General features: G+C 67.6%; 5 protein-coding genes and 1 tRNA gene. 4 read left to right on the forward strand and 2 right to left on the reverse strand.

Annotated features, from left to right (window positions below; translation table 11 throughout):
* The first annotated feature begins 28 nt into the window (after nt 1-28).
* The 4 genes from AC6JA9_RS22760 to AC6JA9_RS22775 all read left to right on the forward strand — a co-directional run bounded on the left by AC6JA9_RS22760 (nt 29) and on the right by AC6JA9_RS22775 (nt 12664).
* Nucleotides 29-2461 carry a penicillin acylase family protein gene (locus AC6JA9_RS22760; RefSeq protein WP_497957822.1) on the forward strand — a complete coding sequence of 811 codons (2433 nt, stop codon included), beginning with the start codon at nt 29-31 and terminating at the stop codon, nt 2459-2461.
* Complete coding sequence (locus tag AC6JA9_RS22765; RefSeq protein ID WP_497957823.1) at nt 2458-9489, forward strand: amino acid adenylation domain-containing protein; 7032 nt, start codon at nt 2458-2460, stop codon at nt 9487-9489. Before AC6JA9_RS22760 ends, AC6JA9_RS22765 begins: the two co-directional genes overlap by 4 nt.
* Before the next feature lie 45 nt (nt 9490-9534).
* Nucleotides 9535-11250 (forward strand): FAD/NAD(P)-binding protein, encoded by a 1716-nt coding sequence (locus AC6JA9_RS22770; protein WP_497957824.1) that lies wholly within the window; start codon nt 9535-9537, stop codon nt 11248-11250.
* An 88-nt stretch (nt 11251-11338) separates the two neighbouring features.
* Complete coding sequence (locus tag AC6JA9_RS22775) at nt 11339-12664, forward strand: MFS transporter (protein ID WP_497957825.1); 1326 nt, start codon at nt 11339-11341, stop codon at nt 12662-12664.
* 91 nt (nt 12665-12755) lie between these two features.
* Here the strand turns inward: AC6JA9_RS22775 and AC6JA9_RS22780 are convergent.
* Together AC6JA9_RS22780 and AC6JA9_RS22785 are read right to left on the reverse strand one after the other, a co-directional pair.
* Nucleotides 12756-12832: transfer RNA gene (locus tag AC6JA9_RS22780), tRNA-Pro, on the reverse strand.
* Between the two features lie 96 nt (nt 12833-12928).
* Nucleotides 12929-13318 (reverse strand): integration host factor subunit alpha, encoded by a 390-nt coding sequence (locus tag AC6JA9_RS22785; protein WP_046713974.1) that lies wholly within the window; start codon nt 13316-13318, stop codon nt 12929-12931.
* Between the last annotated feature and the right edge of the window lie 51 nt (nt 13319-13369).

A 13369-nucleotide genomic window follows, 5' to 3' on the forward strand; every position in this document is an offset into this window, starting at 1 on the left:
CGCGCCCACCCACTCGACCGACTCCGCCATGCGCCTCTACCTGCTCGTCCTCGGGATGGCCGCCTTCTCCAAGTGCGGGAGGGCGGAGCCGCCGCCCGCGCCGCTGAAGGCCACGATTCATCGGACCGCCCATGGGGTTCCGCACATCACGGCCTCGGACTACCGAGGCCTCGGCGCGGGCTACGGCTACGCGCAAGCGCAGGACCTGGTCTGCACGCTCGCGGACCAGTTCCTCAAGGTCCGGGGTGAGCGGGCGCGGTACTTCGGTCGAGGCGAGAAGGACGTCCACGTCGAGAGCGACCTCGTCTATCGGGGCCTCGCGCTGCGGCCCCGGGCCCAGGCCGCGTATGGGCGTCAGTCCCAGGAGGTCCGCGACCTGATGGAGGGCTTCGCACAGGGCTACAACCACTACCTGGCGCAGACCCCGCCGGAGCGACTGCCCGCGCCGTGCACGGGCGCGAACTGGGTGAAGCCCATCACCAGCCTGGACCTGCTCGCGTACCACCTGGATGTCTCGCTGTTGGACACGTTGCAGCCGCTCCTCGGGGATATCGCCAACGCCCAGCCTCCTGGTGTGGAGAGCGTGTCGACGAAGGAAGCCTCACTGCCCTTCGGGTGGCCTCCGGGGGTTCGTGAGACGAGCCTGGGGAGCAATGGCTGGGCGGTCGGGCGTGAGCGCTCGCGGAGTGCCGGAGGGATGCTCGTCGCCAATCCCCACTTCCCGTGGGAAGGGGCGCTGCGCTTCTACGAGAGCCACCTCACCATCCCGGGACGGCTGGATGTGTACGGCGCCTCGCTGGTGGGCATCCCGGTCATCAACATCGGCTTCAACCGGAATGTGGCGTGGACGCACACGGTGACGGCGTCGAGCCACTTCACTGCGTACCGGCTCCGCCTGGTCCCTGGAGATCCCACGGCGTATCTGTACGACGGGCAGGTCCGTCGGATGACGCACGAGGAGCACACGGTGGACGTGCTCGAGGCGGACGGGCAGATGAGCCAGGTGTCGCGCACGTTCTGGCGCTCGCATTACGGGCCCATGGTCGAGCGGCCCGGCCTGGTCCCCTGGACGGACACGGTGGCCTACACGCTGCGAGACGCGAACGAGGACAACCACCAGTTCGCGGAGCAGTGGCTGCGGATGAACAGGGCGGAGAGCCTTGACGACCTCGCCGAGGTGGACCGCACCGTGCGCGGCATCCCCTGGGTCAACACCATCATGACGAGCGCGCGGGGAGACACCCGCTACGTGGACGCCTCGCGGGTGCCCCGGTTGAGCGACGATGCCATCGCCGCGTATCGCACCGCCCGGGAGACGGTCCCGGACGTGAAGGGGTTCGCGAGCCTGCGCGTCATCCTCCTCGATGGCAGCACATCACGTGACGAGTGGGTCGACCTGTCGGGTCCGGGCAGAGGACTGTTCCCCGTCGACCAGGCGCCTCGCCTCACGCGCACGGACTTCGTGATGAACGCGAACGACTCGGCGCGGTACACGAACCCCGCGGAGCTGCTCGCCTCGGTCCCCTTCCCTTACGAGAACTACGCGAGCCCGGGAGGCCGGCTCTCCAACCGCTCGCGGACGAACCTCGCCATCCTGTCGGAGAAGGGGCCGGACTCGGCCTCGGGACCGGATGGAGTCTTCACGCGTGAAGAGCTCGAACAGGCCATCCTGAACAACCGCAACTGGCTCGCGGAGCAGCTCCGGGCTCCTGTCGCGCAGCGCTGCCAGGGCGCGACGACGGTGTCGGTCAAGGAGGCGCGGATCGACCTCCGCGAGGCCTGTCGACTGCTCGCGGAATGGGATGGGCGGTTGGAGCTCGACCGCAAGGGGGCCTTGGTCTGGCGAGAGTTCCTGGGGCGGTTCACGCGCCCGGAGCTCAATGACCGGGGGCCGCTCTTCGCGGAGCCGTTCGACCCGAGCCGGCCGGTGCAGACGCCCTCGGGACTGGCGCCAGCCCCAGCGTCGGGCCCGGACCCCATCCTCCAGAAGCTGGGCGAGGCCGTCTGGGTGCTGCGCGAGGCGGGCCTTCCACTCGATGCCCGCCTGGGTGACATGCAGTTCGCCCGGAAGGGGTCGCAGGTGATTCCGATTCACGGAGGCGTGGATGGAATCGAGGGCGCGGCGAACATCGCGGGCTTCTCGCTGGCGAACTCGACGCTGTTGCCGCGCACCGAGCGGAAGCAGGTGCTGTCGGAGACCACGGGCCTCACGTCGGAGGGCTACCTGGTCAATCACGGCGCCTCCTTCCTGATGGTGATGGAGTTCACCCGGGAAGGGCCCCGAGCAAACGCGGTGCTGGCCTACTCCGGGGCCACGGACCCTGCCTCGCCCTTCTTCGCCGACCAGACCCGGCTCTTCTCGCGGAAGCAGCTCCGCCCGGTCCTCTTCAAGCAGGAGGACATCCTCGCGGACCCGGCGCGCGTGACCACCGAGCTGGTGCTCGAGAGGACGGCGCCATGAAACCGGAGGCGCGATCCCAGACCATCCCGCGCCGTCAGGGAGATGGACCGACGCCGGTGTCCTATGCCCAGCGGCGCCTGTGGTTCCTAGACCGGCTCGCGCCGAACAGCCCGACGTACAATATGCCCTTCACGTTGCATCTCGCGGGCCCGTTGGACGTGGAGGCGCTGCGTCGGGCGTTCGAGCTGCTCACGCACCGGCACGAAATCCTGCGCACCACCTTCGAGGAGCGAGAGGGCGAGGCGTTCCTCCGCGTCCACCCTCCCTCGGCGTGGGCCATGCCGGTGGTCGACCTGTCCGGGAGTGATCCCGACGCACGCACCGCGGACGCGCGGAGACTGGCGGACGAGGAGGCACGGCGACCGTTCGACCTGGAGCGAGGGCCGCTGTTCCGGACCACGCTCCTGAAGCTCGATGCAGCCGAGCACGTGTTGCTCGTGAACATGCACCACATCATCAGCGACGGGTGGTCGACGGGGCTGATGATGCGGGAGTTCGCGGCGCAGTACGAGGCGCTGCGGCAGGGGCGCACGGCGTCACTTCCCGAGCTGCCGGTGCAGTACGGCGACTACGCGGCCTGGCAGCGGGAGCGCTTCACGGGAGGGACGCTGGAGAGGCAGCTCGCGTACTGGAGCAAACAGCTCGCCGACGTGCCCTCTTCACTGAGACTTCCCACGGACCGTCCGAGGCCCGTGGTGGCGACGGACCGGGGGGCGGAGCTCGTGGTCAAGCTGCCTCCGAAGGTCGCGGAGGCGGTGAAGTCCTTCGCGATGCGCGAGGGCGCGACCCCGTTCATGGTGCTGCTCGCCGGGTTCCAGGTGTTGATGTCCCGGCTGTCGGGGCAGGACGACCTCGTAGTGGGCGCGCTCATCGCGGGCCGGACGCACCGTGAGCTGGAGGGATTGCTCGGCTTCTTCGTGAACACGCTGGTCCTGCGCGCGGACCTGAGCGGCGACCCGACGGTGGAGCAGCTCATCGGTCGGGTGATGGAGACGACACTCGGGGCCTTCGCGAACCAGGACGTGCCCTTCGAGATGCTGGTGGAGAAGCTTGCGCCGCCGCGAGAGCCGGGACGCCCTCCCCTCATCCAGGTGCTGTTCACCTTCCAGAACTCCTGGGCAAGCACCTTGCGACTCGAGGGTCTGACGGCGACGCCGATGGAGGTCTACAACGGCAGGTCGAAGTTCGACCTCACGTTACAGATGGGAGAGAAGAAAGGGAGCCTCGAAGCGGCCTTCACCTACAACGTCAACCTGTTCGATGCGGCGACCATCGAGCGCATCGGACGCCAGTACACGACGCTCCTTGAGCGCCTGTGTGCAGCGCCTGCCAAGGCGCGCTGTTCTACGTTGGGTTTGCTGGACGAAGAGACTCGACGGAGCATCCTGGAGGAGTGGAACGCGACGACCACCGAGCTTCCACGCGATCGCTGTGTCCACGAGCTGTTCGAGGAGCAGGTCGCGCGACGTCCCGACGCCATCGCGGTGGAGTTCGAGGAGGAGCGCCTCACCTACCGTGAGCTGAACGCGCGAGCGAACCGGGTGGCCTACGCCCTGCGCGAGCGCGGAGTGAAGCCCGAGACACGGGTGGGCCTGTGCGTCGAGCGGTCCTCCGGGATGGTGGCCGCGGTGCTGGGCATCTTGAAGGCGGGCGGTGCCTACGTGCCGCTGGACCCGCGCCACCCACTGGAGCGACTCGCATTCATGGCCCGGGACGTGGGGCTGCGGCTCGTGGTGGCGTCGCGAGCACACCGTGGCGTGGCGGAGAAGCTGGGGGAAGTGCTGGAGCTCGGGACGTGGGTGGAGGCCTCGGGTGAGGTCGAGAATCCCCAGAGTGGAGCCACCGCCAGCAACCTGCTGTACGTGATGTACACCTCCGGTTCGACGGGCGAGCCCAAGGGCGTCGCGATTGAGCACCGGAACGTGGGTCGCCTCGTACGTGGCGCCAGCTACGCCGACTTCGGTCCGGAGGAGGTGTTCCTCCAGCTCGCGCCGCTCGCCTTCGACGCGTCGACGTTCGAGCTCTGGGGCAGCCTGCTGAACGGCGGCAGGCTCGTGGTCCATCCGCCGCATGACCCGACGCTGAGCCAGCTCGCGACGCTGGTGAAGCAGCGCGGAGTGACGACGCTGTGGCTGACCGCGGGCCTGTTCCACCAGTTCGTGGACGAGGACGCGCGGAGCCTTGCGCACGTCCGACAGGTCCTCGCGGGAGGAGATGCGCTCTCACCGGGGCACGTCCGGCGCTTCCTGGAGGTCGGAGGACGCCGCCTCATCAACGGCTACGGGCCAACGGAGACGACGACGTTCGCGTGTTGTCACGCGGTGGAGCATCCCGAGCAGGTCGGAGAATCCGTGCCCATCGGCCGTCCCATCTCCAACACGACGGCCTATGTCGTGGACACACGGGGCGAGCTCGTCCCGGTGGGCGTCGCGGGCGAACTGTGGATCGGCGGCGAGGGCGTTGGACGCGGCTATTGGAATCAACCCGAGCTGACGGCGACGAGGTTCGTGGAGAACCGTTGGGGTCCTGGTCGCGTGTATCGCACAGGAGACAGGGTCCGCTGGCGCGCGGATGGGACGCTCGAGTTCCTGGGCCGCATCGACTTCCAGGTGAAGTTGCGCGGCTTCCGCATCGAGCCGGGCGAAATCGAATCCGTCCTGCGTCGTCACCCGGGCGTCCGTGATGCACTGGTCCTGGTCCGGGAACACGGCCCCGGAGACAAGCAACTGGTGGCCTACGTCACCGTGCATCCACAGGGGACACCGCCCACGCGAGAGTCGCTGCGAGAGCACCTGCCCGAGTACATGGTGCCCTCGGCGCTCATCACGCTGGAGTCCTTCCCGCTCACGGCCAATGGCAAGGTGGACCGCAAGGCGCTCCCGGCGCCGGAGGGACTGCTTCCAAGCACGGAGTATGTCGCCCCACGGAATCCCACCGAGGAGCGCCTGGCCGACCTCTGGGCCGAGGTCCTCCGCGTCCCGCGTGTCGGTGTGCTGGATGACTTCTTCGCGCTCGGTGGGCACTCCCTGTTGGCGACGCAGCTCATCTCGCGCATCCGCGCGCGGCTCGGGGTGGAGCTGCCACTACGGGCCCTCTTCGAGGCGCCGACCCTGGCGTCGTTCGCCGAGCGTCTGGAGGCCGCCCCCCGTGTCGAAGCACCGCCGCTCGTGCGTCGGCCGCGAGCAGGGCCCGTGCCCCTCTCGTTCGCACAGCAGCGCCTCTGGTTCATCGACCAGTTGGAGCCCGGGAGCGCCACGTACAACATCCCCGTTGCGGTGAGGCTGAGAGGCCCGCTGGATGTGGACGCGCTCCGGCGCACCTTCGAGGCACTCGTGGTCCGACACGAGTCCCTGCGAACCACCTTCCCGATGGAACAGGGCCAGCCCCTCCAGCTCATCGCGCCTCAGGTCACCCTCCCCTTGAGCGTCGTCGACCTGCGCGCCCTGCCCACGCGGGAGGCCGAGGCGACCCGACTCGCGCGCGAGGAAGCCCTTCGTCCGTTCGACCTCACCAAGGGCCCGTTGTTGCGGACCACCCTGCTCCAATTGGGCGAACAGGAGCACATTCTCCTGCTGACGATGCATCACATCGTCTCGGACGGCTGGTCCATGGGGGTGTTGGTGCGAGAGTTGGGAGCCCTGTACGAGGGCTTCGCGTCGGGCCACGGGGTCACGTTGCCGCCGCTGCCCATGCAGTACGCGGACTTCGCGCTGTGGCAGCGGGACTGGTTGCAAGGCGAGGTGCTGGAGGGCCAGCTCGCGTGGTGGAAGCAGTATCTCGAAGGAGCCGCCGTCCTCGAGCTTCCTACCGATAGGGCTCGACCCGCGGTCCTCTCGGCACGCGGTGCGGTCATCCCGGTTCACCTGTGCCGCGAGCTCTCCGATGCCGTCCTCGCCCTCGCGCAGCGCGAGGGGACCACGCCCTTCATGACGTTGCTGGCCGCATTCCAGGTCCTGCTCGCTCGGTACTCCGGCCAGGAGGACATCTCCGTCGGCTCGCCCATCGCGGGGCGCACGCGAGCGGAGACCGAGGGGTTGATCGGCTTCTTCGTCAACACGTTGGTGCTGCGCACCCAGCTGAGGCGACACGCGTCGTTCCGGGAGTTGTTGTCCGAGGTACGAACTTCCACCCTCGCCGCCTTCCAGCATCAGGACGTCCCCTTCGAGAAGCTGGTGGAGGTGATCCAGCCCGCCCGAGACCTCAGCCGCAGTCCGTTGTTCCAGGCGTTCTTCGCGCTCCAGAACGCGCCCCTGGAGCCCCTGCGCCTGCCGGGCCTCTCGTTCGAGCCCATGCCCGCCGTACTCGATACGGCGAAGTTCGACCTCACCCTGAGCTTCATCGAGACCCCAACGGGCTTCGAGGGAGAGCTGGAATACAGCGTCGACCTGTTCGACCCGGCCACCGTGGCGCGCATGGCGGAGCACCTTCGCGTCCTGCTGGAGGGAGCGGTCGCTCATCCCGAGACGGCCCTGCGCGCCCTGCCTCTGTTGACCGCACGGGAACAGCAACAGCTACTCATCGAGTGGAACGACACGCGGGCCGAGTACCCGTCGGATGCATGCATCCACCACCTCTTCGAAGCCCGCGTCCGCCAAGCCCCCGAGGCCCTCTCGGTGGGCTTCGAGGACGAGAGGCTGACCTATCGGGAGCTGAACGAGCGCGCCAATCGGCTCGCACGACACCTGCGTGGGCTCGGAGTGGGGCCGGAAGTGCTGGTGGGCCTGTGCGTCGAGCGTTCCCCCGACATGGTCGTGGGTCTGCTGGGCATCCTGAAGTCAGAGGGAGCCTGGCTGCCGCTCGATCCGACGCTGCCACGTGAGCGCCTTGCCTTCATGGTGCAGGACAGTGGAGCGCGAGTGCTGCTCACGCAGAAGGCCTTGCGTGAACGAGTCCCGGGGGCCTTCGGGCACGTGGTGTTCGTGGAGGAGACGCGTTCAAGAGAACAGGGAGGAGACCTCGGACTCGCGTTGCCGAGCCGCGCGTTGGCGTACGTCATCTACACATCGGGCTCCACGGGTCGGCCCAAGGGGACGCTCGTCGAACACCAGAGCGTGTGCAATCTGGTGGTGCAGGAGGCGGAGGTCTTCGGACTCGGGCCGGGCAGCCGGTTGCTCCAGTTCGCGAACCTGGGCTTCGACCTGTCTGTCGAGGAGATCCTCACCACGCTGTGCGCTGGAGCCACGCTGTGGCTCGCGCCGGTGGAGAAGGCGATACCAGGGCCGGCCTTGCACCAACTCCTACGGGACGCGGCCATCACGACCCTCAGCGTCACGCCCGCCACGCTGGCACTCACACCCTCCGAGGGACTTCCAGCCCTGCGGACAGTCATCTCTGGGGGCGAGGCCTGCGGGCCCGAGCTCGTCGCGCGTTGGGCGCCTGGGCGCCGGTTCCTCAACTCTTACGGCCCCACCGAGGCCACGGTGCTGGCGACCTTCGCCGAGTGCGAGACGAACGAGGGAACACCGCCCATCGGGCGCCCGCTCGCGAACGTCCGCGCGTACGTGCTCGATGCTGCATTGCAGCCGGTGCCGGTGGGTGTGAAGGGGGAGCTGTTCCTCGGAGGCGTCGGAGTGGCCAGAGGCTATCTGGGACGCCCCGAGCTGACCGCGGATCGCTTCCTGCCGGACCCGTTCAATCCAGTGCCGGGAGCGCGCATGTATCGGACCGGAGACCTGGTCCGCTATCTACCAACCGGGGACCTGGACTTCATCGGACGCATCGACACGCAGGTGAAGCTGCGTGGTTTCCGAATCGAGCTGGGGGAGATCGAGTCGACGCTGCTCCAACACGCCGCCGTGCGCGCCGCCGTGGTGCTCGCACGTGAGGATTCGCATGGAGCCAGGCGGCTGGTGGCGTATCTCGTGCTCGCGCCCGGGCAGGAGCTGGAGGTGGATTCGTTCCGTGCGTTCCTCGGGAAGCACCTGCCCGAGTACATGGTGCCGGCGGCCTTCATTCCGATGGAGGAGCTCCCGCTCACGGCGAACGGCAAGGTGGACAAGAAGGCCCTGCCCGTTCCGGACGCCTCGCATCTGCACCATCGTGAGTACGTCGCACCTCGGGATGCGCTCGAGCAAGTGCTGGCGAACCTCTTCGAAGAGCTGCTCGATGTGCGGCCTGTCGGGCTTCACGGCGACTTCTTCGGGCTCGGCGGACACTCGCTCCTGGCCGTGCGACTGATGACCCAACTCCAGCAACGTACGGGGAGGACAATCCCACTCTCCGCGCTGTTTCAGTCCTCCACGGTCGAGCGACTCGCCACGAAGCTCCGAGGCGATGAGGCCCCCTGGTCGCCCCTCGTCCCCATCCAGCCCCGCGGAAACCGACCACCCTTCTTCTGCGTGCATCCCGTCGGCGGCAATGTCCTCTGCTATGCGGAGCTGGCTCGACACATGGGTTCGCAACAGCCTTTCTACGGACTCCAGGCGCAAGGGCTCGACGGCCGCCTGCCGCCACTTGAGTCCCTCCCTGAGATGGCGGCGCTCTACGTCCAACATGTCCGCGCCGTGCAGCCACGCGGCCCCTATCGCCTGGGTGGCTGGTCACTCGGGGCCGTCATCGCGTACGAGATGGCTCAGCAGCTGAAGCAACAGGGGGAGACCGTGGAGGTGCTCGTGCTCATCGAGCCCAGCCCCACGTCCTATGCGCGAGGAGCGCCGATTGAAGGCGACGCCCTGTGGGCCGAGTTCACCACGGACCTGGCGCGAACGACGGGCACTCCTGTTGAGAGTTCCGAGCCACAGCTTCGTCCTTTGATGAAGGTCTTCACGGCGAACTCAAGGGCGCTTCATCAGCACGCGCTACGACCGTGGCTGGGGCACCTCACGGTCGTGCTCGGCGCGGACACCACCGATGCCGAAGAAATGCCCCTGCCTTCGCGAGGTTGGGCGGCACTGGCGACCCAGGCCACGGAGTGCATCGAGCTTCCGGGCGATCACTACTCACTGCTGCGTCCGCCATATGTCGAGGCACTCGCACGCCTCCTCACCTCTCTCCTGGAGCAGCCCGCGCGGCGCTCGATGAATGGCTGAACGGGGAAGCACATGAACGCCCATCGCATCAGTCCCGGAGACGCCATGAAGCGAACGCCCCACATCGCCATCGTGGGCGGCGGACAGTCCGCGCGGTGGTTCCTCTTCGCGTTGACGGAGCGGCTCGCACGAGGAGAGCGTGCGCTGCAAGGCTGCCGGCTCACCATCATCGAAGCACAGACGGAGGTCGGGACAGGCCTCGCGTGGAGCCGACGCAACGCACTGGAGGAGCATCTCGCGAGCCTGCCGGCGAAGATGAGCCGGTGGAGCTTCGGCGAGCGGCAACAGGTGCAGTTCCAGCGCACGCTGGGTCTCCTTCGAGAGCTGGGACTCTCGGTCGAGTTGATCACGGGCCAGGAGGCCCTGACGCTCGAACAGCGAGCAGAGCACTTTGAGATAGGCCTCGCGTCCGCGCCGTCGGTCACCGCCGACTACGTGATCCTCGCGACGGGTTATGGACAGCGGGCCTGGAGGAGCCGGGCCCTGCCGGAGTCCCTGATCGATGGTCGGCCTGGAGTCCACGGTTCACCGTGGCCGGCCAAGGCGCTCCAGGACGCGGTGTTGGAGGGGGGCGGGAGCCGCCCCAAGCACGTCCTGATCCTCGGCTCGTATCTGAACGGAATCGACGCGGCGCTGTCGCTCGCGGTCAAGACAGGACGGTTCGTACCGGATACCGAGGGTCGTCTGCGATACGAGGCGTCTGAAGGCTTCAAGGTCACCCTGGGCTCCCGAACGGGTCAACTGCCGAAGGTCTGGGGGCGTGAGCCAACCTCGCCCTATCAGCCACGCTGGTTCACGGCGGAGCGGCTGCAGGAGACCTTCCAGACGAGCAGGAGCGGCCGGCTCCTCTCCATCGACACCACCCTGGAGATGCTGGGAGACGAACTGGCGGAGGCGGCTGGGCGTCAGCGCGTCCGTCGACGTGGAGCCCCCGTGCGTCGTCGCATCCGAGCCTGGCAGCGGCACCTGGCGCGCGCGGACAAGGCGGAGACGCTGCGTCGGGACATCGCCGCAGTGCTCACCACGGGGAAGCCGTACGGCGGTTACGAGCACATGCGAGTGGTGGAGTGGCAGACGTGCATCGACGCGGCCATCCAGTTGTGGAGTGAGAACTCCCCGTGGTTCTCCGCGGAGGATCACCTGTACTTCGACCGCGAACTGCGGACGACGTTCTTCAACACGATGTTGCCCATGACGCTGGGGAACGCGCTCCAGATTGAAGCCATGATGCGCTCGGGTCATCTGGAGGTCATCGCGCTGGGACGGGGTTATGAGCTCCATCCTGTGACAGACCCGGTCTGGCGAGTGAGTGTCACGTACGGAGATGCGCTGGGGCGCTCGCACACACGGCGGTTCACCGACGTGGTCGACGCCACGGGCCAGTACTCGAGCATCGAGGCGCATCCGTCGCCGCTGATTCAGTTCATGCTGGGAAACGGGCTCATCCAACCCGGTCTCCGCGCTTTCCGTTCGACGGAGGGGCTTTCGGTGCCCTCGGACAAGAAGAGGTCCGTCATCACCCGAGGGGAACAGGCCTACCTCGTCACCGGGGGCATCTACGTGAACCCGAAGACCGGAGAGGTCATCCCGCGAGGCACGTACGAGTTGGAGTCCAGTGGGTCGAGCCGGACGACCATGTACGCCATGGGCCCGAACGTGTGCGGACAGTTCACCGACGCGCAGAGCCTGGGGCAGACGCAACGCGATTCACTCCGGATCGTCGCGGACCTGTGTCGGAAGCTGAGCCAGCAGCAACCGTGAGTTCGGGGAGCCCGGCCCGATGGCTTCTCGACAGGAACAACCGGAGGGACCTGCCCTGGCCACGGGAACGCCAGTGGCAGGAGGCTTCGTGGTCCAGCCCAAGGAGTCCCCTGCCCCGGCATTCGCCGTCTTCCTGCGCATCTGGGCAGGTCAGCTCGTCTCGATCCTGGGCTCCAGGCTGACGGCGTTCGCGTTGGGGGTCTGGGTCTACCAGCGCACGGGGTCGGTGACGCAGTTCGCGTTGATCTCGCTCTACACGGCGCTGCCCTCGCTCGTGCTCTCGCCGTTGGCGGGGGTGCTGGCGGACCGGATGGACCGTCGTCGGGTGATGATCCTGAGCGACACGCTGGCGGCGGCAGCCACGGCGAGTCTCGCGCTGCTGATGTTCGCGGGCAGGCTGGAGGTCTGGCACATCCACGTCTCCGTGATGGTGGGAGCCATCGCCAGCACCTTCCAGGTGCCCGCGTATACGGCGGCCACGACGCAGTTGGTGCCAAGGGAGCAGTTGGGTCGAGCCAGTGGCATGGTGCAGCTGTCCCAGTCCCTAGGGAGGCTCGCGGCGCCACCCGTGGCGGGGCTGTTGCTCGTAGCGGTGGGCATCCAGGGTGTGATGCTGGTGGACTTCGCGACCTTCCTCATCGCGCTGGTCACGCTGCTGAGCGCGAGGATTCCTCCGCTGGGTCGCATGCCGAGCACCTCCACCGCGCGAGGCTCACTCTGGCGAGATGCGTTCGAGGGCTGGCACTACGTCGCGGCGCGCCCGGGGCTGTTGGGAATGCTGGTGTACTTCGCGCTCATCAACCTGTGCGCCGCCTTCACGGAGGTGTTGGCACAGCCCATCGTGTTGAGCCTGGCCTCGCCCGCGGCCCTGGGTATCACGCTGACCATCGCCGGGTCTGGCATGTTGGGCGGAAGCCTCTTGATGAGCGTCTGGGGCGGCCCGCGAAGAGGCCGGATGTACGTAGTGCTGGGTTCCGGAGCGATGCTCGGTGTGAGCCTCGTGTTCGCGGGAGCGCAACCATCGCTCGTCTTCATTCAGGTCGCCGCCTTCTCGTTCATGTTCTGGGCGGCGGTCGCGAACGCCTCAAGTCAGGCGCTCTGGCAGGCCAAGGTCGAGCCCGCTGTGCAGGGACGCGTCTTCGCCATCCGGCTCCTGCTCGCCACCAGCCCGACGCCCCTGGCCTACGCGGTGGCAGGGCCGCTGGTCGACCGCGTCTTCGAGCCGCGCATGGCGCCAGGCGGAGGATGGAGCACGAGCCTGGGCGCCTGGATTGGCGTGGGCACCGGGAGAGGCAGCGCGGCGCTGCTCGTCATCGCGGGGGCGCTCGTCCTGGGAGCCACGCTCCTAGCGCTCTTCTACCCACGCATCCGTCGACTGGAAGAGGAACTCCCCGATGTAAGGCCGAGGGAGTGAACTCTGCCGGTTCGCGGCTGGGGGCCGGAATCCCAAAAAGTCGAAGGCCCTGGAGCCCCCAGCTTTCGCCAAGGACTCCAGGGCCTTCTATTGGTCGGGGCGACAGGATTTGAACCTGCGACCACTTGCACCCCAAGCAAGTGCGCTACCAGGCTGCGCTACGCCCCGAGAACTTCTTTGCGGCCGCCGTCGTGAAACGGTGCGCCCTTATGCCCCTACACAACGCCCAGGTCAAGCAAGAGCAGCAGGGCGCCGTGGAAAAACCTACCCTTCCGAGTCCTCCATTCCCTCCTCGTCGAAGTCCTCGCCACGGGCCTCCGCCGCGTCCGCCGCCGCCTCCTCCCGCGCGTCGATCTCCGCGTGATCCTCGGGCGGGGCCTCGCCGTTCAGCGCGCTCTTCAACACCTGGCTCGGCCGGAAGGTCAGCACCCGACGCGCCGAGATCTCGATCTCCTTGCCCGTCTGCGGGTTGCGGCCCACGCGCGCCTTCTTCTGGCGCACCTGGAAGTTGCCGAACCCGGAGATCTTGATCTTGTCCCCACGCTCCAGCGTCTCCTTGAGCGTGTCGAACACGAGCTCCACGATCTCGGCCGACTCCTTCTTCGAGAAGCCGACCTTCTCGTAGACGCCCTCGATGATGTCCGCCTTCGTCATGCGAATCCTCGGGATGCCCTCACCCTCAGCGCGGTGAACGCCCGGCCACTG

This window comes from Myxococcus sp. MH1 (assembly GCF_059738865.1).